Below are 21,198 nucleotides of genomic sequence, written 5' to 3'. Positions count from 1 at the left end.
GAAAGATGGCTGCCATCGTGAGGCCGTATGTCCGAAATGCTTGACCCCGACGCAGAAAGCCCACCATGCGCCTGTTGCTGATCGAAGATGACCTGTCCATGTCTGCCTATGTCGCCCGCGGGCTGACTGAGGCCGGGCATGTCTGTGATGTGCTGGCAGATGGCAAGGACGGGCTGTTTCAGGCCACGCGAGAGGCTTACGACGTGGTGGTCGTGGACCGCATGCTGCCCGGCCTCGACGGCCTGTCGCTGGTGCGCGCCTTGCGGGCTGCGGGCGGCCGGGTTCCGGTGCTGTTCCTGACCGCCCTTGGCGGCATCGACGACCGGGTTGAAGGGCTTGAGGCGGGCGGCGACGACTATCTGACCAAGCCCTTCGCCTTTGCCGAACTGATGGCGCGGGTGAATGCGTTGGCCCGCCGCCCTCCGGTTCAGGATGTACAGACAGTCCTGCGCGTGGCCGACTTGGAATTGGACATGATGCGCCGTCAGAGCCGGCGCGGCGGCCAGATGATTGACCTTCTGCCCAAGGAATTCACCCTGCTGGAGGTTCTGATGCGCAACGCGGGACGCGTCGTCACCCGCACGATGCTGCTGGAACGGGTCTGGGATTTCCATTTCGACCCCAAGACCTCGGTCGTGGAAACCCACATCAGCCGGCTGCGGGCCAAGATCGACAAGCCGTTCGACGTGGCGCTGCTGCACACCGTCAAAAACGCCGGATACATGCTGCATGCGCCCCGCTGACCTGATGCGCCGCACGGCCTTCCGGCTGGCGCTGGGGGTGACCCTGTTCGTGCTGACCTCGCTCGTGCTGGCGTCAGCCATAGGCTACAGCCTGCTGCGCCAACAACTGGTGGCCCGGCAGGACGCCCGCGTGACCGAGATTTTCACGGCCTTGCAGGAAACCAGCCAATCTGGTGATGAAACCGATCTGGTCGAGGCTGTGTCCACCCGCATCAAGGCCAGCCCCGATTTTGCCACCGTGTACCTTCTGCGTGGGCCGGATGGCAAGGTTCTGGCCGCCAGCATCCCCGACATCTGGTTCAAGCCGGGCTGGTCCACGGTCGATGCCGCCAGCCTGCACGTGCCGACCGACTATCCCTACCGCATCTTCGCCGCCTCGGTGGATGGCTATTCCATCGTCGTCGGCCTCACCGACGCCGATCTGGATGATCTGGCCGAGATCAGCCTTGGCGCTTTTGGCTGGTCCGCGCTTGGCGTTCTGATCGCGGCCATTGGCGCGGGCGCCCTGATTGCTGCCCGCATTCAGGCCCGGATCAACACGGTGGAGGCGACCTTGCACCGCGTGGCGCTGGGTGACCTGACGGCACGTCTGGCGGTTTCCCCCAAGGGCGACGATCTGGACCAGATCTTTCGCGCCATCAACCACACCCTTGCCCGGCTCGGCGGGTTGGTCGAAGCGATGCGGCAAGTCAGCGCCGATATCGCGCATGACCTGCGCTCTCCCCTGAACCGTCTGCGCATCAAGATCGAGGCTGCGGCTGAGGCCGAAGCCAAAGGCCAGCCTGCCAGCGCCGATCTTGCCGCTGCCCTCGCGGAAAGCGATGCGATTGACCAGACGTTCTCTGCCCTTCTGCGCATCGCCCAGATTGAGGCCGGCACCGTCCGCCAGAAGTTCCGACGTCTTGATCTGTCCGCCGTGCTTGAGGCGGTCGTTGAAGTCTATGCCGATGTGGCCGAGGACGCGGCCATGACCCTGACGTGCCAGACACCCGGACCGGCTTTCATCGAGGCCGACAAGGACTTGTTGACCCAAGCCCTTGCCAATCTGATCGAAAACGCCCTGCGTCATTGCCCGCCCGGCACGGCCATCGCCTGCAGCGTCGAAGCCAATGCGGCGCGCATCCGCGCTTCGGTGCAAGACACCGGTCCCGGCATTCCGGAAGCCGAACGCGACAACGTATTGCGGCGGCTGTACCGGCTGGAAAAAAGTCGCACCACCGAGGGCTCTGGCCTTGGACTGGCCTTGGTCAAGGCGGTGGCAGAGGTCCATGATGCGGGTTTGTCTTTGACCGACGCGGAACCCGGCCTGAAGGTCACCCTGAACTTCCGCCCGGCTGGGAAATGACAGCAGTTAGCCCCCCGCCACAGCCGTTCGACGTTTCAAGTTTCGACAAGCCGCTTCATCCGCCGGGACGTGTGCCCGAGGTGTGCTTGACAATGGGAGACATTCGGAACCTGACAGCCAAGGATGACAACACGTTGGAAGATCGCGCCTAGTCTGCACAAATCCGCCAGCAAAACCGGGTCAAACAGGCGGACCACATGGTTGCGAGCGTTCGTCTCAAGCTCGCGATCTCCGTCGCTGGTGCGACGGGGGGATTGCAACTTGGGGGCGGATCCAGCGGCGAAGCCCTGTCAGACCCGGCCAGGCTTTGCCGCGCTTGCCAAAGGGACCGTGGGAGGCGGAATAGTTCAGCCTGCCAACTCTTGTCGTTTGGCGAACAGCACCTCGTCGGCGATCTCCTTGCGCGCCACCAGCAGGCTGCATGGCAGGCTGTTGGTCAGATCAGCGGTGACCGATCCCAGCAGCCATCCGGCCACAACGCCTTGACGGCGATGGCCGACCACCACCAGATCCGCCGCGATCTCTCGGGCGACGGCAGAGATCCTCTCGGTGGGTTGGCCCCGTTCCAGCCGGGCTTCGTGGGACAAACCCATGCGGGTCAGCCGTTCGATGCCTTCGTCCAGCACCTTCTGGAACGATGCGGTCTGATCTGGCGGGATGTAGGCGCCGATCGGATCGACGGCGAGCCCAAGACTGTAGGCATCTTCGACCACCGCCATCAAGGTCACCTTGGCCCCGGTAATTTTGGCAAGCAGGGCGCCTTCCCGCAAGGCGAGGCGGCCTTCAAGCGTGCCGTCATAGGCCAGAAGGATGTGTTGATACATTGAGCCCTCCACGTCAGCTGGTTGATGAGATCACCCTAGCACGCTCCGCTCCCGATTGTGCCATACGCTCTGCGACCCGGCGGTTTTCCCCGCCGGGCAGATCAGAACCGCCGCGTTCAGCGTCCACGCCAGATGCCCGGTGCGCCATCAGGCTTTTGCAACGGCCCTTGCAAGGTCTGCAGAACGATTTGGCCCGGCCGATGGCCGACCCGATCGGCACCAAGGGGCAAGCCTGCCCGCCGACTGACCTTTGAACCTGCCGGACCCGGCAGGGACTTAGGATTTCCGCTTCAAGCTTCCTTCGAACTGGGCGCCGGTTTCGATGGTAATCGTCTCATGCGTGATGTCCGCCTGAACGCGAGAGGAACCGGACAAGGACACTGATTTCGCGGCAATCGCACCGTCGATGGTGCCAAGAACCGAAAGGTGAAGTGCCGTGACCTGACCGACAACATGGCCGCTGGTCGATATGAGAACATCCGGCGCCCGCACCGTGCCCGTGATCCGGCCCAGAATATCGATCGGGCCTGCGGAACTGACGTCGCCGTCAATGTCCAAATCTTCGGCCAATCGCGATCGCGCTGCGCCAGTTGATGCCGCAATCGGCCAATCCGTCACCGTCATTTCCGTGCCCATCGCCTGTCGCTCACCTTGTTTGAATTGTTGTGCTGCATAGGACCCGAAGTCGCGGCGGCGTCAATGACGGGGCGATCTTCCGTGCCATATCGGCAAACAAGTGCCGCCAAAGGCCGGTCAATCGGGCGCCGCCCGCAAATGCAAACCGCCAGCCGGTTTGCCGGATGCCAAAGGGCGCCACCCACCACCGCGTCGTTGGCCGAACGCACCCGCCCGATTGCCATCTGAGCCACCCTGCCATCACCGCGTGGCCAGATGGAACGAGCGTTCCAGAGCGGCGGTTGGGCTTTACCAACGCGTCCTTTGACCGCGATAGGATTGAGCTGGTTCATCGCCTTGGGCGGACGGGTTCGGCTGATCGAGCCAGATTTCGGGTCACGGATGCTCGTCAAAGAAGCGGAGGACTTCGGTGGTGGCTGAAATTTCCTGCGTGTTGCCCAAGCCCATGCGGCCCGGCGCTGGCCAGACATGTTGCCCGCCGGTGATCGTCAACAGTCGGATCTCGGTGCGGCCGTTCGTGTCAACATAGTCATCCTCTGTGATAGACGTCCCATCCGAGACGCGGTTAATCTCGTGAGAGGCTCGCTGCAACGGGCCAAATGCCGCAAGAAAGGCCGCGATTTCAGTGGGTACCGAGGTAAAGGGTGACCGAACGTGCTTGGTTCCATATTCTGCACCCGTGGCACCATAGGGGACCATCGTGTCGGCAAGGCCATGAATATGCAGCAAGGGTACTGCTGCGGCCCGCGTCCTTCCCAGATCGATTGTCCCCGCGACACCGGCCACGGCCTTGACGCGGTCTGCGTGCCTTGCGGCATAGGTCTCGGCCAGGACGGACCCGTTTGACATCCCGGTCAGATAGACCTTGCCCGGGTCCAGCCCGAACCGCGCGGCCGCGTCGGCAATGACGCTATCCAGAAAACCCATGTCATCCACGCGGTCGACCTGGGCAGAGCCACAGCAGTAAAACCCGTTCCAGGACAGATGGTGTGGGGTGCCGGTGCCTTGCGGATAGATCACCGCATAACCCTTCGGCAATGCTTGCGTGCTCAGGCCGGTCTTGTCGCGAAACTCGGTTGGCGTGCTGGCGGCGGCATGCAGACCGATGATCATGGCCCCGGTTGGGTGGGCTGGCAGATCAACGAGATAGGACCGGTTTCCAATGAACACCGTCTGCTGTTCGGCAACCGCCTGTCCACCTGCCAAAAACAAAGCCAACATACAAAGACGCCACATGACCACACCTTACCTTACACATCTTGGCAAAACATAGTCCGCGGCCGATGCGCTGTTAGCATCACAGGTTAGGACCGCAGGTTTGCGCTGCAGCGTCCGATGAATCTAAGAGCGGTTGTCCACGGCAGTTGTGTGCCTGAAATGCCCCGACAGATCTTTGCGCCCTTGCAAGTTTCCTCTCAACTCTGGCGTGTGATGTCTTGGCCGCGTGCGGTCTTGCCAAAGCGTAAGAATCGATTCGGTCTTTGACGGCGCACGCTTGATGCCGACCCAGCCCAAGGTTGAAAACCGTGCGAATTGCCAGATTCGAGCGCTTTGAGGTCGTGAAAATGCTTAATCATGACACAGGCTGTATACATGGATCAGTTTCTGCGACTGCATAATGCTTCAATGTTGAACATGATGAACGCAGGTTTGTCCGCTGGCTGCCAAGCCCTCCGATCCTAAAATCGACAATGCCGCAACTTTGGCACTGCAACACCCCTATTGGCGGTGAACGGGAAAGGTTTGCGGGCTGCTTGTTGATCGTCCTGCGAAGAGCCAGAAATGGCGAAATATGTATGTTTATCAGTGTGGAGTGGTAGGTGATGGCAAGAATTTCGGTTTTCGGGATTGGGTATGTCGGCGTGGTTTCTGCGGCCTGTTTGGCCAAGGACGGACACCGGGTTGTGGCGGTCGATATTGTTCCTGACCGCGTTGCAATGATCAATGCAGGCCACTCGCCCATTGTGGAAAACGGTTTGGAGCAGTTGATCGCGGCGGCAGTCTCTGCGGGCGCATTGACCGCGACTTTGGACGCCGATGTGGCCGTGCGCGACACCGATGCCAGTTATGTCTGCGTCGGTACCCCCTCGAACCGCGATGGCTCGGTCGGGCTGGCATACGTCACAGAGGTGTGCGGCATCATTGGCCGCGCAATCGCCTTAAAGGCGACTTTTCATTCGGTCATCATCCGGTCCACCATCGTGCCGGGGACCATGGAACAGGTCTGCGTGCCTTTGCTGGAGGCCGCTTCGGGCAAGAAGGCCGGGGTCGATTTCGGCGTGGGGTACTACCCCGAGTTTCTGCGCGAAAGCACTGCGATTGCCGATTATTACGACCCCGGCCTGATTGTCTTCGGCGCGCTGGATCAGCCGACCTTTGCGCTCCTGAACCTGCTGAATCGTGACATGCCCTGCGTGGCGCATGAGGTTGATCTGCGCACGGCAGAGATGGTCAAGTACACGTCCAACTCTTGGCGGGCGGTCAAGGTGACCTTCGCCAACGAGATCGGCAACATTGCCAAGGCCTGCGGTCTGGATGGCCAACTGGTGATGAAGCTTCTGTGTAGCGACGAGAAGGTCAACATCTCCTCCCACTTCATGCGGCCGGGGTTTGCCTTTGGCGGCTCCTGCCTGCCCAAAGACGTGCGCGCCCTGCGGCAACTGGCATGGGCCAAGGACATCGCGGCCCCGCTGATGGGGGCGGTGCTGCAAGCCAACGAGGAACAGATCGGGCGGGCGGCACAGATGGTCTCGGCCACAGGGCAGCATGCGGTCGGTTTGGTCGGCATCAGCTTCAAGTCCGGCACTGATGATCTGCGCGAAAGCCCGTTGGCCGAACTGGCTGCGCGGCTGATTGCCAAGGGTCTGGATGTGCAGGTCTATGACCCGAATGTCAGCATTGCCCATGCTTTGGACGCCGATGCCTCGGGGCGCGGCAATGATGTGGTGCCGGACCTGCGCAACCGCATGGTGCCGACGATCGAGGCGCTGATTGACCGCGCGGGTGTCATTCTGGTCGGCAATAGCTATGCCGAGGCGACCGGGCCGCTGAGCCGTGTGATGGATGATCATCCGATGGTCGATCTGGCCCGGCTGCAGGCCGGCGTCGTCTCACACGGGACCTATCAGGGCATCTGCTGGTAACATGCAGATCCTTGGTCACACCCTTTATTTGACAGTGCTGGTGCTGGTGGCGCTGGCCATCCCGCAGGCGGCCCTGTCGCAGGCGCATGGGGCGGTCTTCGTGCTGGGGGCCATCGGCATCTGGCGCTATGCTTGGGCGGGCACCAACTTTGCGCGTGCCGTCTGGTATCAGCGCGTCGCCTTCCCCCGGGCAAAGCGCCGGGTGCTGGCCCTGCATGCGGCGCGCAAGACGGCGCCCCATGCGTTCTTCCTGGTCACCAGCTTCAAGATCGAACCCGAAGTGACGACCCGGGTTTACCAATCCATCTTCCTGGCTGCCTCCAAGGCAACCGGCGGGGCGAGTGTCATAGCCTCGGTCGTCGAGGGAGCCGATGCGCGGCTGATCCGGACGATCTTCGCCCAGATGCGGGTCGACATGACCGGGGTCAGCCTTCTGCTGGACCAGATCGCCGGCACCGGCAAACGCGATGCTCTGGCAAAGGGGCTGAAGATGATCGCCGGCCAAGCGCCGTCTTGGCGCGACATCGTGATCTTTGTCGACGGCGACAGCTGCGTGCCCGACGACATCATCGCGCAATCCGCCCCGTGGTTCAGCGACATGACAGTCGGCGCCCTGACCACCGACGAGCAGGCCGAGATCCCCGACGCTCCGGCCTTCCGCGACTGGTTCGCCCTGAGATTCACGCAGCGCCATGTGCTGATGTCCTCGATGGCCTTGGCAGGGCGCGTGCTGACGCTGACCGGGCGCATGTCGGTCTTTCGCGCCGACCTTGCCACCGATCCGGGCTTCATCGCCCAGGTTCACAGCGACCATCTGGACCACTGGCGCTTGGGCCGGGTCAATTTCCTGACCGGAGACGACAAGTCGACGTGGTTCTGGCTGCTGAAGTCCGGCTATCGGATGCTGTATCTGCCCGACGTCCGCACCCTGTCGATGGAGCGTCAGCCGCTTCCGGGTTTCGTCGCCTCGGCCACCACGCTGATGGTGCGCTGGTATGGCAACATGATGCGCACCAACGGCAGGGCGCTGGCGCTGCCGGTGTCACGGATCGGGGCCTTCACCTGGTGGTCGCTGTTTGACCAACGCGTCACGATCTGGACCACTTTGGCCGGACCCCTGGGCGTGGCCCTGACTGCGATTGTCACTGGGCCGGCGATCCTGGTCGCCTATCTGGCTTGGGTTCTCTTCACCCGCTACGTCTTCTGCCTTGCCCTTTCGATGTTCCGCGGCACGGCCTTTCCGATCCGTTACCCGTTCCTTTTGTACTTCGGGCAGATCATGGGCGCTGCAGTCAAAAGCTTCGTCCTGTTCCGGCTGGATCGCCAGCGCTGGACCCGGCAAGCCAGCGGGGGGCCCCGCGCTGTCACCGTTTCGGACCGCATATCCACCTTCATCCACGTTCTGACGCTGGGCTGGCTCACGCTGGGTGTCACGCTCGTCTCTGGCCTTCTTTGACCGTCTGGAAAGGCAACTCATGGAAAACGCACCGCTTATCCTCACTTCACCGGCCGTCGCACCGCTCAGTGCCGGCTATGATCATGCCATGGTGGACCTGCCGTTCACCGCGCTGATCGACGGACGGCAATTTCGCGGCCACGGCCTGTCCCTCGTCAGCGCGCAGGTCGTGGGCCTGATGGGCGCCACCACCCCCGGCGTGCCCAAGATCGTTCGTCTGATCTTCGACTTCGACGGCTTTGCCGTGACGCTGGTCGTTCTGGCCGATGTGCGCGAGGCACCTGGCGGCACTGGCGAGGTGGAGCTCGACTTTACCGAGCCCTCCGGCCCCCATCTGCCGCAACTGCGCCACATCCTGAATGCCTATATCGCGCGGGACCTGGTTGCCTTGGGCACCGTGATCGGGGTGGCCGGAACGGCTCCACCGAAGCCCGCCAAAGGGTCCGTCGCCTCCTCGGGTCGCAAGGTTCTGCAGGGCACGGCGCTGGCCGGGCTGGCCGTGGTGCTGATCGCTGTCGCGGGCGGGCTGATCTATCAGCGCAGCTACGTGCAGCTTCTGCCCGATCTGGGCACCGTGATGCTGCAGGGCGAGACGCTGCGCGCCACCGCCAGCGGCCAGATCGGCTTTCTGGATACCGCAGCGCCCTTGGGTCAGGTGGCGCTGGCCATCACGACCTCGACCGGCGATGTGCTGAGCCTGACCATGCCGTGTGACTGTGTCGCCAGCAGCCTTGGTCTTGCCGTAGGCTCTACCGTGCTGGTTGGCGAGCCGGTCTTGCAGCTGACCAAGCCGAATGCCGGTGTCGTTGTCTTATCGCTCATCCCGCCGGCCTTGGCCTTCGATGTGGCGCGCGGTGACCGGGTCGAGCTGACCCTGCCCGATGGATCCGTCGTGCCGGCCAGTGCCCAGTTGAACGCCAGTCAGCCCGCCGTGCTGACCCCCGTCTCGGCCCTGCCCACCGCCCTGATCGGCGCGCCGGTACAGGTTCGTCTGATCCGTCAGGGCGGCTGGTTTGGCGAACAGATCTCCGCCGTCCGTCAATGGTTCCTTGCAGTGTCAGGAAGATCCTAAAATGCAGATGATTTATCCGCTCGTCCTGTGTGGCGGCATGGGGTCCCGCCTGTGGCCGATGTCGCGAATTGATCAGCCCAAGCAGTTTCAGCCTGTGGCCGGAAAAGGCAGCCTGACCTATTTTCAGACCACCGTGCAGCGCCATCGCGGCCCGCAGTTCCATGATCCGATCGTGGTGACCAATCACCGCCACGCCGATCTGGTCCGACATCAGTTGCAGGAAATCCAGAGCGGCGGCCAGATCATCGGCGAACCCGCCGGGCGCAACACCGGTCCTGCCGTGCTGGCGGCGGCACTCAGCGTGCTGCGCGTCGACCCCGAGGCGCTGCTGCTGGTTCTTCCCGCCGATCACATCATTCTTGGCGACCTGAACACCACCGTTCAACGCGTCACAGAGGCTGCAGCCGAGGATCGGATTGTCATCTTCGGCATCACGCCAGGTTATGCGGAAACCGGCTACGGTTACATCATCGACGGTGGTCCGACGGGCTTGCAAAACGGCCTGCATCGTGTCGACCGCTTCGTCGAAAAGCCGGATGCTGTCGAGGCGCAGGCACTCATCGATGCGGGCAACGCCTATTGGGCCTCGGGGATCAGCCTGTTCCGGGCGGCGCTGATTGCGTCGGAATTCCAACGGCTGGAGCCAGAGACCCACGCTGCGGTTCAGGCTGCTGTTCTTGGCGCGTCTTCCGGGCCAAATGGCATCGTTCTGGAACCACAGTCGTTCCGCAAGGCAATGAGCGAGCCGACGGAAAGGGCGGTCTTTGAACGCTCACCGGCCGTGTCTCTTGCCCCGATTTCGGTGCAATGGGACGATATCGGCGCTTGGCCGGCCGTCTATGACGTCAACGCCAAGAACACGGATGGCAATGCCATCAGCGGTGACGTTCTGACGCTGGACACCACGAACGCCCTGATCCGGTCGGATGGAAGGCTGGTGGTCGTGGTCGGCATGGATGACGTGATCGTCGTCGATACCAAGGACGCGCTTCTGGTCACCAACCGCGCCAATGCGCAAAAGGTCAAACAGGTGGTCGAAATGCTCAAGACCAGCGGCAGGTCCGAGGCCGTCAGCCATCTGTTCAGGCCGAAGTCATGGGGCGGGGTCGAGAACCTGCGTTCGGATCCCGGTTACAAGCTGGAGATGCTGACAGTGCGCCCGGGTTCGACCGCCCAGATCAACGGTCATGGGCTGGGGGCCAGCTTCCTGTCGGTGGTGACCGGCGAGGGCAGCTATCTGGAGGATCACGCCTTGCCGGGCAAACGTATCGGCATCGGGGCGATGCTGCCGATCGACAAGGACACCGAAGTCAGTCTGACCAACACCCAATTGACCGATCTTCAGGCCATCCTGCTGTCAACCGGACAACATCATGCCACCTCGACGCTGGTGCATCATGGCTGATCGGATCAGCCTTGCGCTCCTTATGGTCCTGCTGTTGATGGGGCGCGTGCAGGCCCAGCCGCTTGCCCTGGATGACGGCGGTCTGGCTGTTGCCGTCTCGGCCTTGGGCCGCCTTGACACTGTCCCTCAGGCGCAAACCGCGGCCGCGGCCTTGAAGGCGCGCTTTGGGTTGGCCAGCCCGTCAGCCGCTGGCCACAGACCCATGCCGCCCTTTGCGGTGCGGGGTACGCCCGTGGTCGAGATGGTCGACATGCGGCTTCTGCTGGCGCAAATCGCCGTGCAGACCGGGGCGAAAGACCACCTTGCCCTGGCCCGTGCGCAGGACGAGGGCGTGCATCAGGTGATCCTGCTGCGCGGTGGATTTGTCACGCTTCCCGGCCTGCTGGCCCTTGTCGCCAAGACACCCGCCGGCGCCTTTGTCACCGCAGATGCCAAAGGCGTCACCTTGTCCCGCGCCATCGTCGTCTGGCCGGACGCAGGGCTGACGCTGGGGCCAGACGACAGTCTGACCCTCAGCCGGGCGGACGGTGCCTTCTTGGCCAATCTGGGCTGGCTGAACATCGACGGCGCCGCCGTGCAGGGCACCGAGGCCGCCAATTCCGGTGAACCCGCCTTCCGGCCCTTTCTTCTGACCGCCGGCCGCGGCAGCCTGACCGTCTCGGACGCACATTTCGCCCATCTGGGCTTTGGCGAGACCCAGCGTTTTGGCGGTGTGTCCATCGACAATTCCGGCCTGCAGCCCCCCTTGCGGACACCTCTGGTGCAATCCAGCCAGTTTCTGGATGTCACGGCCTTGGCCCTGATCAACACGACCGCCGCTTCGGTCACCGAAAACCGGATCGACGGGGGAGCCATCCTTCTGGCGCACTCCACCAAGGCCGAGGTGGCGCAGAACCTGCTGACCGGCGCGCCCGGGCAGGCGATCCGTGTGTCAAACGCCTCTAGCGATGCGGTGGTGGTCAACAACATCGTGCTGGGCGCGCTGGCCGGGATCTCGGTCGATCAGGCCAGTCTGCGCATCACGCTGTCGGGCAATGTGCTGGCAGGGCAAAGCACCAGCGGCATAAGGCTGGACAAGGTCGATTGCGTCGAGGTGACGGGCAACCTGACCGCGCTTGCGTTGGGCACAGGTCTGTCCCTGTCCAACACCGGGCGCGTCGGCATCACCGGCAACGCCATTTTCGCGAACAAGGGCGCCGGCATCCTGCTGCGCGACCAGCAGGCCAAGGCCAGCGTGCAGATCACCGGCAACCGGATCGCCGGCAACCACGAGGGCCTGCGCGGTGCCACCGCCGGCGCCATCGTCCTGACCGGCAATGATCTGGAAGGCCAGCTGCCCCGCCTTTTCGCCGGCGACCTTGCCCCCCGCACCATCGGCTGGCTGGAAGACCGCCGCGCCACCCGCAAGCCAGAGCCAATGCAGGCCAACCTGTCGCCCGTCTGTCCGGTTGGGGGGAGCATCTGATGGTCTTCTCCTCGGAAACCTTCCTGTTCCTGTTCCTGCCGCTGTTTCTGGCCGTCTATTATCTGACGCCAGCCCGGCACCGGTCGGTCACCATTCTGGTCGGCTCCTACGCCTTCTACGGCTGGTGGCGGATCGACTATCTGGCGCTGCTGTTTGCCACCACTCTGTGGACCTACATTTTCGGCCGAAGCATTGGAGCGGCGAAAAGCCCCCGCGCGGCGAGGATTTACCTGACGATTGGCCTGACCGGGTGTCTGGCCGTGCTTGGGGTCTTCAAGTACCTGAACTTCTTCATTGAAAGCTTCGCAACCCTTTGGGGCACCAATGCCGCCGGCCTCGGTGTTCACTGGCGGCTGATCCTGCCGATTGGCGTGTCATTCTACGTTTTCCACGCGGTCAGCTATCTGGTCGACGTCTACCGCAAGGACGCCGTCGCCACCGCGCGGTTCTTCGACTTCGCCGCCTTCATCTCGCTCTTTCCACAATTGGTCGCAGGCCCGATCCTGCGCTTCAAGGACCTGACCAACCAGTTCGCACAGCGCACCCATTCGCTGACCCTCTTCATCGACGGCACCACGCTGTTCGCCATCGGTCTTGCCAAGAAGGTGCTGTTGGCCGACACCGTGGCCCCGCTCGCCAACCTTGCCTTTGCGACCGAGCATCCCTCGCTGACGCTGTCCTGGCTGGGCGCCATCGGCTACATGATGCAGCTTTACTTCGACTTTTCGGGCTACAGCGACATGGCCATTGGTCTTGGCCTGATGATCGGCTTTCACTTCCGGCCCAATTTCGACACGCCCTATATCAGCGGCTCGATCACCGAGTTCTGGCGGCGCTGGCACATCAGCCTGTCGGTCTGGCTGCGCGACTACTTGTATATCCCCTTGGGCGGCAACCGCCTCGGTAACGTCCGCACCTACGTCAACCTGCTGCTGGTGATGTTCCTCGGTGGGCTGTGGCACGGCGCCAACATGACCTTTGTCATCTGGGGTCTGTGGCACGGCGGTTGGTTAGCACTGGAGCGGGCAACCGGCCGGGCGCACGGCAAGGCGGCACTGAACGTCGCGTCGACCCTACTCATCGTGCTTCTTGGCTGGGTCATGTTCCGCGCGGCAGATCCTGCGCAGGCTGGAGGCATTTATGCCGGGATGCTGGGTCTGAACGGCTGGACGACGGCCCCGGGCGTGGCGATCGAGGTGACGAAGGAAAGCCTGATCTTCCTGACCCTTGCCATCGCCCTTGCCGCCTTCGAGCCGCGTCTGAACAGCTTCGCCTCGGCCCATCTGCATCCGCGCGGCGGGGATCTGACCTGGCTCAACGCCATGGTCCCGGCGGCGCTGATGAGCGTTCTGGCCATCGTGACCCTGATGAAGATGGCCGAGCAGAGCTTTTCCCCTTTCCTCTATTTCCAGTTTTAGGTGCCCGATGGTTCCCCTGTTCCAAGCTGCCCGACTTGCCCTGCCTTTGTTGCTGTTCGGCTACGGCCTTGCCGCCAACCTGACCGTGCTGACCGGCCCCGCGACACCGCTGACTGTACCCCACACCGACCTTCTGGCCGGTGGCCTGACCCGCGATTTCGAGCGGCTTTACAAAAGCACCCTGCCGCATTTCGCCCCCTCGTTCGGGCTGATCGGGGCTGCCCGCTATACCCTGCTGCATGAGGCGCGCAATGGGGCGGTGGTGGGGCAGGGCGGCTGGCTTTTCACCAACGAGGAGACCCGGGCCCTGCCTTCGGCCGGCCAGATGGCAGCCTCTGTCGCGCGGATCAAGGCGGTGCAGATGGCGCTGGCGGCACGGGGCGTGAAGCTGGTTCTGCTGCCTTTGCCCGCCAAGATCGACATTGCGCGGGATCATTCGCCCGATGCCGCGCTGTCGTCGGCGATGGCCGGCCTGGACCTTGACTTCCTGGCTGGCCTGAAGGCTTCGGGGATTGCGGCCATCGACCCGCGCGCTGGCTTGGTGGGGCAGGGCGATGCCGCGTTTTTTGCCACGGACACCCATTGGACACGGGCAGGCGCGGCAAAGGCGGCGGCCGTCGTGGCAGAACACCTGCCGCACGGGCCTTTGACCTTCACCGCAGGCACGTCCATCGAAAAGCCGCTGACCGGCGACCTGATCCGTTATGTGACGGAAGACAGCCTTGCCCCCGCCATCGGCCTGCCGCCCGAAAAGGTCACGCTGACCCAGATCGTCGCGGCAGACGCCCCGACCGACATCTTCAACGCGGCCCCCATCGACATCGTCCTGATCGGCACCAGCTACAGCGCCAACACCGACTGGGGCTTTGCCGATGCCCTGACCCAGGCCCTTGGCCGCGAGGTTGAAAACCTTGCCGCCGTGGGAATTGGACCGGTTGCCCCGATGCAGACCTATCTGACGGGGGCCGAGTTCCATGACACGCCGGCACAAGTCGTCATCTGGGAGTTCCCGGTTCGCTACCTGACCGACCCCAAACTCTGGCCTGAGGACCAGCCCGCAGCCCTGCCCTTGGCCGGGTCCGCGCCGGCGACGGTGGCCTCCAATGGGTAAGACCCTGATTTCCATTCTGGCCTTGGCCGTGGTCTTGGCATCGCCGGTTCAGTCAGGGCCGCTGCCCGCCGACGTGACCCGCGTGGATTTTGTTTTTGACAACAAGGTGGCCCACACCACAGATCTGACCGACCTTGGTCTGCAAGCGATGCGCAAGCGGATGGTCGCGGGCGGTAGGGTTTCGATGAGCGACCTGCAAGCTTTGGCTGATGCCGGAGACGGCCTCGCCGCCTATCGCTTTGCCAAACGGCTGCAAGCGGCCGTTCCGCCCGCAAAGCCCGGAGCCGCAGCCCATTACTATGCCATTTCCGCCTACACAGGTCGCAGTTTTGCCGTGCCGCCCTTGGCCAAGCTGCTGGTCAGCGAGGGGAGCGGCTACGGAAAGAGTTTGCTGAAACAAAGCCTGAATGCCCTGACCATTCAGGCGATGAGTGGAAATGCGGCGGCGGCCAAGCTGTTGGGCCAGATGTACACCGACGGCACGCCCTTCGGCCATGACCTGGGCCAAGCCCAGCATTTCCTGACCCTCGCCGGGAAAAGCGATCCTGCGGCGGCATTGAAACTGGGGTTGGCACTGATCGCTGATCCTGCAGATGCCGCCCTTGACCACGTGGGCGCGAGGGCGGCGCTTGGACTTGCGATGCAAGGCAGCGACTTGTCTGCCCACATCACCGCCGAGAACCTGCTCCGCCTGCTTGATGCCCCCGCCACCCTTGTCGCAAAGGCCACGCCATGAAACTGATCCTGGCCCTTGTGGCCCTGCTTGCGGCCCCCGTCTCCGCCGAGACCACGCCTTCGGCCTTTGGCTGTGCCTTCACCGACACGGCCTCGTCCCTGCCCTCGATCGAAGGCAAGGATGGCACTTTCTTCCGCGTGCAGGCCGACCTGCGGATGCGCCATCCGATGGAGGACCCGGTGATCGCCCGGATGGCCGCGCTGTCGCGGGCCCTGGCGGCGGGCGGGACGACGCTGATTTACGTCACGGTGCCGACAAAAAGCGAGGTGATGCCGCAGCTTCTGCCAGCCGCCGCCGCAGACTATCAGTTCGACAGTACGACGGCGAGGCTGGTCTACGAGGATATCATCGCGCGGCTCACCGCGCAGGGCATCCTCGCCCCCGATCTGCTTAGCGCGCTGACCGCGGCCAAGCCCGATACGCCGCCCTTCTTCAAGACCGATTTCCACTGGACCGCTGCCGGGGCACTTCTGGCCGCCGATGCGATCGCGGCCAAGATCAAGGCGCAGCCTTTCTATGCCGAATTGCCGCAGGCCAAGTACCTCACCACCGCAGGACCGATGACGGCCTCGTTTTCGACCATGCGGCGCACCCTGCAGGCCTTGTGCAAGTCAGAGTTGCCCCGGGTCGAGGCCAAGGCCGAGGTGACCACCAAGACCTCTGATCCTACGGCCAAGGCTGACATCTTTGCCGGCGACCAGTCGCCGCAGATCGTGCTGGTGGGCACCTCGTTCTCGGACGCACCGCTTGCGAATTTCGCAGGGTATCTGTCTCAGGCGTCCGGCCTTGATGTGCTGAACTATGCCGTCACCGGGGGCAATCAGTTCGGTGCCATCACGTCCTACCTGATCTCGCGCGATTTTGCGGCCACGCGGCCGCGGTTCCTGATCTGGGAAAACCCGATCTACAACAACCTCGCCCAATTCGGCCCCGATGCGATGGAAGAGCTGATCGCTGCCGCCAGCCCCGCTTGCTCAACAGTGCTGCCGTCCCACGTCACGGCACCCGATACCCTGACCGCAGACCTGACCGGGCTGGCCCTGCAACCGCAGGATTCCATCCTGGCCGATCTTGGGGCCGATGGCGGCCGCCGGGTCGACTTCCGGCTGGAGACAGCCTCGGGCATCACCCGCACCGCGATGATTGACCGAAGCGACCGCGTGCAAGCTTCGGGCCGGTTCTTCAAATCCTTGGGCACGCTTTGGCATCCCGATCTGAAAACCCTGACCGTCACATTCGATCACCCTGTCAGCGCAGACACCACCCTGTCGCTCTGCCGTTCCGGAAAGGAACCCTCATGATCTGCAAATCCCTTTTCCTTGTGTCATTCCTATCCCTGCCGCTGCAAGCCGCTGCGCAAGATCTGTACGCCGCGCCTGCCGACCCGAATTCCTCCTTCGTCCGCGTCGTCGCCCCCGGAGAGACGCTGGCCGTCGTCAACGGCACCACTTTCAACAGCTTTCAGGGTGGGGTGACGCCCTTTCTGCTGGTGGCGCCCGGCCCGATCGCCGTGGCCGTGGGCAACCATGAGGCCAAGGGAGAGGTTGCCCCCGCCTCGTTCTACACCTTTGCGCCGGGGGCGGATGGCGCCTTGCACATGCTGAAGGACACCATCTCCAACAGCCCGGCCAAGGCGGATCTGGTGTTTTACAACGATTCGGATCTGCCCTTGGTCGATCTTTACGTGCCGTCGGTTTCAGCCGTGGCGATCAAGGACATTGCCCCGGGCACCTCGCGACAGGTGACCCTCAAAGCCCCGCTGACGCTGGATTTCGAAGTGCAGTCCAAGGGCGCGGTGCTGGCCAAACTGCCCGGCATCCAGATGGAGCGGCGAGCTGGCGTGACCGTGGTCTTTTCTGGCTCTGCGGGGGCTTACACGGCCTACAGCACCCAAAACACCTACGCGAAATGAGTGGGGGCGACATGACGCCGGAAAAGAGCAAGCCATGATCAAGATCAAACGCGCAGTGCTGGCCGCTTTGCTCTGTGCAGGGGCAGCCGCCCATGCCCAAACGGCAGCGGACCCTACGGCGCTGGACCAGTCAGGTCAGGACCCGACGACCCTCGACCAGCCCAGTCCTGCCCCGCCCGCCGATGACCAAGCCGGACAAGCGCCGCCGGGCAAGACGTTGACGCTGAACTTTGCGCCGCCCGACATGCAGGTCAAGCCGATCTGTCAGGCCCGCGACCCGGATGCAACGTTGATCGCCCTGTGGGGTGGCTGGGATCGCAAGACGTTGCCCGCCCGTGACCCCGGTCTGATCACTCGCGACCTGCGTCGTCTGGCCGAGATGGACGCGGCCAAGTGGGACCCCGTCATTCAGGCTGCCATTCTGGCGCTGGCCAAAGCCTCGCCCAAGTTCACCGCAGATGATGTGATGCTGGCACAGATCACCCAGATGATCGCCATGGGCCAGTTGAAGGCGCTGACGGCCTCGGGGCTGGTGCAGAAACTGCTGGATCGGGGGGATCAGGCGTCCTCGCGCATGCAGTTCGAGTTGTCCGGGCTGCTGACCGAAGGCACCGGCATTGCCAAGGATCCGGCGAAAGGCACCGAATTGCTGATTGCGGCAGGCTATGGCGGCAATGCCGATGCCCTCTTGACCCTGTCACGGTTGAGCGTGGCCGGTCAGGCGCCCGCAGGATGGGACATCACGCCCGATCTGGCGGTGACGATGGCCTTTGGCGCTTTGGTGGGCCAGATGGACCCGCTGATCTGCGACCGGATCGCCCGGATCGCGCGCGAATACACCTCGGGAACGGTGGTGACGGTCGACGACGGTCTGGCGATGCGCTGGTACCGTTTTGCCGCTGATCTGGGTGACCCCGTCTCGGCCTGGCGGGTGGTCGAATATCAGATGCAGTCGGAACTCGTCACCAAGGACAACGCCGTGCTGCTGACGTACCTCAAGAAGGCAGCGGACGGCGGTTTGCCCTATGCCATGGTGGCGCTTGGCCGTGTCCTTGAAGTGGGGGCCCTTGCCCCGCAGGATGCCAAGACCGCACAGGCGCTGTACGAAAAGGCTGCGGCAGTGGGGGACCACGCCGCCCTGGTCCGTCTGGCCGGGATTCTTGAGGCGCGGCTGTCCTCCGAACCGGATCAGCGTTCGGCCTATCTGGATATCCTGAAGCGTCTGGCCGCCTTGCCGGACGCGCCCGGCTGGGCCTTTGCCAAGCAGGCCGCGTTGATTCTGGCCGATCAGGGTCGTTGGCAGGGGCAGGCGGACGCCCGACCACTCTGGCAAGAAGCGGCCAAGCGTCAGGACCCGGCGGCCATCCGCGCGCTGGCCGAGGCTGATCTTGGCCGTGCGACCACCGGTGCGCAGTTTTATGCTGCGGTCGATCCCCTGATTCAGATGGTGTCGAATCTGGGAGAGGTCGCGCCCGCCACCGACGTGAAAGAAGCCTTCATGTGCAAGGCTCCCCATGCCCCGCACCTGCGCGAGGCGGCCTATTGGGCGGATGTTGAGACCTCGATCGGCTCGTCTTCGCTGGATTTCACACCGGCGATGCTGGCAGACCTGACCACCAAGGCGGACCCGCTGGCGATGGCGGCGTTGCAGACGCAGGCGCTTTCCGGGCGGGCAACGCCCTTGGCCAACATGCTGGCTGTGCTGAAAGACACTCATGCGGCGCCTTCGGCCACGGCTTTTTGGGTCAGCTATTCTTCGGGGTTTGCCGGGGTGACCACGGCATCCGCCACGCTGGACCTGTCACGTGCCAAGACGCCCAGCCAAAGGGCGCAGGCGCTGGCCCTGTTCAGCAGGGCGATTGCGGTGGGCGACACTGGTGCTGCGCTGAAGCTTGCAGCGGCGCTGCTGCAGGATCCGACCCTTGCCAACCGGACCAAGGCGCTTGCGCTGCTGGACCCCTTGGCCACGTCCGGTGTGGGGGACGCCATGACGCTGTTGCAGATTGCCGACCCGGCCACCTATCCCACGCCGCAGTCGGTCTATACCAAATATGCCAAGGCCATAGCGGCCCGCGGCGATTTCAGCGCGCTTCTGCTTGCCATGCCTTTCCTGTCCGATCCCGCCATGCGCGAGCTTTACCGCGCAAGGGCAACCGAGGTGATGGGCTGCTCTTTCCCTGCCGCGATTGCGTTCGCCAGCACTTGGGGCAGCATGGGCCAGACATCGGAAGCCAAGCGCTGGCTGGCCATCGCGTCCCAACTGGTCGGGCAGGACAATTGGCAGATGGTCGTTCTGGGCGACACCCAGCGCGAGGTTCTGGGCGCTGCAGGGCTGGCCTCTGCCGTGGCGCTTTACGAACAGTCCGACGCCTTGGGGTCCAAGACCGCCGTGCAGCGTCTCTTGAAGTTGTATGGCGTGCGTGGTGATCCGGGCTATGACGCTGTCCGCGCGGCCGCACTTTATGCCAAGTTGATCGCCCGCAGCGATCCGGCGACGGTTCCCGATCTTCTGGCCGAACTGACGCGGCGCAACCCGGCTTTGTCGGTCACGATCAGCTCCTCGCTGGACTTCTATGCGCTGAACAAAAGCGCGGCAGAGGCCGGAAATCCGGCAGGCATGCGCGAATATGCCCGCCTCTTGCGCGAGCAGGCCACGACACTGCCCGAGATGGCGGTGGCGACCAACTGGCTGGTCCGCGCCTCGGAGGCGGGGGATGCCAAGGCCATGGTGCTGCTGTCACAGGCCTATTCGCTGGGGGTGGGCATACCGCCCTCGCTCGACCTTGCTCACAAATGGCTGCAACGCGCCGCCGATGCCGGAGAACCCACCGCCTTGGACCTTGTCAAACTTCTGCAAACCCAAGGGGCGTCGAATTGACCCGCCCTTGGCCGCTGATCCTGCTGCTCGCCTCGGGGCTGTGCGCGGTGACGATGATGCCCGCAAGGGCGCAGGACGCCCCGAAACCCTTCGTTTGTCCCGCCATTGCGGCGCCTGTCATCCGGCTGGACCATGGCAGCCGGTACAAATCCAAGGACAAAAGCCACTCATCCTTTGACGCGGTGAGCAATGCTGATGTGAATGCCCAGTTGAAGCCGGTGGATGATTTCGTCACGGTCATGATCCTTGCGGCCAACGAAGCCCTGTCTGCGGCCGATCCCAAGGCCACTGACTGCGTTGTGGCGGGCCTGTCGGCCTGGGCCAAGGCCGGCGCCTTGGGTGACATGGGCTCCGTCAACGCCAGCTTGTCCGTTCCTTCTCGGGTGGCCGGGTTGGCCTATGCCTGGGCCGAGGTCAAACCACTGGTCGCCCACGGCCCGGACAGCGCGCTGATCGAGGCCTGGTTGTCCGGTCTGGCCCATTCGACCATGACCTTCTTTGATACAGGGGCCCCGGGCAATTCCGGCAAGAACAACCTGCGGGCCTGGGCCGGATTGGCGGTTGCCCGGGTTGGGCTGACGCTGAAGGACAAGGCGATGACGGATTGGGCCGATGCCAGCGTGCAGCTGGTGGCCTGTTCGGCCAGTGCCGATGGCAGCCTGCCGCTGGAGATGGCGCGCAAGGATCTGGCCCTGCATTACCAGTTGCATGCCCTGACCGCACTGGTCACCACAGCGGTCTTGTTGCAGCAGGACGGCCATTCGCTGTTCGAAGCCTGTGGCGGAAGCCTGCACCGCAGCATCCGTTTCACCATTCAGGCCTTCAGCGATCCGGCATTGGTCACCAGACTTGCAGGTGCCAAACAGAGCTATTTCAATGGCTCTGACAAGTTGCAGGGGTTCGAGCTTGCTTGGGCGCCAGCCTATATGTCCACCTTCTATGCCCCTGATCTTGCGGTTTTCGTAGCGCCCTACAAGGGGCTGGCGAATTCCAAGCTTGGCGGGCTGCAATCCCTGCTGTGGAAAACCGCACCATGAGGGAACCTTGATGAGCC

17 protein-coding genes are annotated in these 21,198 nt (G+C 63.6%); 14 read left to right on the top strand and 3 right to left on the bottom strand.

Going from position 1 to position 21,198, the window contains the following annotated elements:
- The first annotated feature begins 65 nt into the window (after positions 1-65).
- Positions 66-743, top strand: a complete 678-nt coding sequence (locus AC1Y2B_RS01915) for a winged helix-turn-helix domain-containing protein (RefSeq protein WP_482251358.1) — start codon at positions 66-68, stop codon at positions 741-743.
- Complete coding sequence (locus AC1Y2B_RS01910) at positions 730-2,088, top strand: sensor histidine kinase (RefSeq protein ID WP_482251357.1); 1,359 nt, start codon at positions 730-732, stop codon at positions 2,086-2,088. Before AC1Y2B_RS01915 ends, AC1Y2B_RS01910 begins: the two co-directional genes overlap by 14 nt.
- Before the next feature lie 347 nt (positions 2,089-2,435).
- On the opposite strand, the gene AC1Y2B_RS01905 is transcribed toward AC1Y2B_RS01910, so the two are convergent.
- From AC1Y2B_RS01905 to AC1Y2B_RS01895, 3 genes are all read right to left on the bottom strand, one after another.
- On the bottom strand, positions 2,436-2,912 hold the full coding sequence (locus AC1Y2B_RS01905) for a universal stress protein (protein ID WP_482251356.1): 477 nt from the start codon (positions 2,910-2,912) through the stop codon (positions 2,436-2,438).
- Between the two features lie 276 nt (positions 2,913-3,188).
- Positions 3,189-3,536 (bottom strand): bactofilin family protein, encoded by a 348-nt coding sequence (locus AC1Y2B_RS01900; protein ID WP_482251355.1) that lies wholly within the window; start codon positions 3,534-3,536, stop codon positions 3,189-3,191.
- A 387-nt stretch (positions 3,537-3,923) separates the two neighbouring features.
- Positions 3,924-4,769 (bottom strand): CE1 family esterase, encoded by an 846-nt coding sequence (locus AC1Y2B_RS01895; RefSeq protein WP_482251354.1) that lies wholly within the window; start codon positions 4,767-4,769, stop codon positions 3,924-3,926.
- Between the two features lie 602 nt (positions 4,770-5,371).
- Here AC1Y2B_RS01895 and AC1Y2B_RS01890 point away from each other — a divergent pair.
- Genes AC1Y2B_RS01890 through AC1Y2B_RS01835 form a run of 12 tightly spaced genes read left to right on the top strand, consistent with a single transcriptional unit; the run spans position 5,372 to position 21,181 of the window.
- Complete coding sequence (locus AC1Y2B_RS01890; protein ID WP_482251353.1) at positions 5,372-6,691, top strand: nucleotide sugar dehydrogenase; 1,320 nt, start codon at positions 5,372-5,374, stop codon at positions 6,689-6,691.
- Position 6,692: 1 nt separating this feature from the next.
- Complete coding sequence (locus AC1Y2B_RS01885) at positions 6,693-8,147, top strand: glycosyltransferase (protein ID WP_482251352.1); 1,455 nt, start codon at positions 6,693-6,695, stop codon at positions 8,145-8,147.
- 19 nt (positions 8,148-8,166) lie between these two features.
- Positions 8,167-9,219 (top strand): hypothetical protein, encoded by a 1,053-nt coding sequence (locus tag AC1Y2B_RS01880; protein ID WP_482251351.1) that lies wholly within the window; start codon positions 8,167-8,169, stop codon positions 9,217-9,219.
- A 1-nt stretch (position 9,220) separates the two neighbouring features.
- Positions 9,221-10,624 (top strand): mannose-1-phosphate guanylyltransferase/mannose-6-phosphate isomerase, encoded by a 1,404-nt coding sequence (locus tag AC1Y2B_RS01875; RefSeq protein WP_482251350.1) that lies wholly within the window; start codon positions 9,221-9,223, stop codon positions 10,622-10,624.
- Positions 10,617-12,089, top strand: coding sequence for a NosD domain-containing protein (locus tag AC1Y2B_RS01870; protein WP_482251349.1), 1,473 nt, complete (start codon positions 10,617-10,619; stop codon positions 12,087-12,089). The genes AC1Y2B_RS01875 and AC1Y2B_RS01870 overlap by 8 nt, the downstream gene beginning before the upstream one ends.
- Complete coding sequence (locus AC1Y2B_RS01865; RefSeq protein ID WP_482251348.1) at positions 12,089-13,507, top strand: MBOAT family O-acyltransferase; 1,419 nt, start codon at positions 12,089-12,091, stop codon at positions 13,505-13,507. The genes AC1Y2B_RS01870 and AC1Y2B_RS01865 overlap by 1 nt, the downstream gene beginning before the upstream one ends.
- A gap of 7 nt (positions 13,508-13,514) precedes the next feature.
- Positions 13,515-14,618, top strand: a complete 1,104-nt coding sequence (locus AC1Y2B_RS01860; protein ID WP_482251347.1) for an alginate O-acetyltransferase AlgX-related protein — start codon at positions 13,515-13,517, stop codon at positions 14,616-14,618.
- On the top strand, positions 14,611-15,354 hold the full coding sequence (locus AC1Y2B_RS01855; protein WP_482251346.1) for a hypothetical protein: 744 nt from the start codon (positions 14,611-14,613) through the stop codon (positions 15,352-15,354). The genes AC1Y2B_RS01860 and AC1Y2B_RS01855 overlap by 8 nt, the downstream gene beginning before the upstream one ends.
- Positions 15,351-16,655 (top strand): alginate O-acetyltransferase AlgX-related protein, encoded by a 1,305-nt coding sequence (locus AC1Y2B_RS01850; protein ID WP_482251345.1) that lies wholly within the window; start codon positions 15,351-15,353, stop codon positions 16,653-16,655. Before AC1Y2B_RS01855 ends, AC1Y2B_RS01850 begins: the two co-directional genes overlap by 4 nt.
- Complete coding sequence (locus AC1Y2B_RS01845) at positions 16,652-17,266, top strand: alginate O-acetyltransferase AlgF (protein ID WP_482251344.1); 615 nt, start codon at positions 16,652-16,654, stop codon at positions 17,264-17,266. Before AC1Y2B_RS01850 ends, AC1Y2B_RS01845 begins: the two co-directional genes overlap by 4 nt.
- 34 nt (positions 17,267-17,300) lie before the next feature.
- Positions 17,301-20,144 carry a hypothetical protein gene (locus tag AC1Y2B_RS01840; protein WP_482251343.1) on the top strand — a complete coding sequence of 948 codons (2,844 nt, stop codon included), beginning with the start codon at positions 17,301-17,303 and terminating at the stop codon, positions 20,142-20,144.
- Positions 20,141-21,181, top strand: coding sequence for an alginate lyase family protein (locus AC1Y2B_RS01835; RefSeq protein WP_482251342.1), 1,041 nt, complete (start codon positions 20,141-20,143; stop codon positions 21,179-21,181). The genes AC1Y2B_RS01840 and AC1Y2B_RS01835 overlap by 4 nt, the downstream gene beginning before the upstream one ends.
- Positions 21,182-21,198 lie beyond the last annotated feature (17 nt).

The organism is Stagnihabitans sp., from assembly GCF_964946895.1.
The sequence above is the reverse complement of the archived record's forward strand: the minus strand, read 5'-3'. Positions and strand labels throughout refer to the sequence as shown.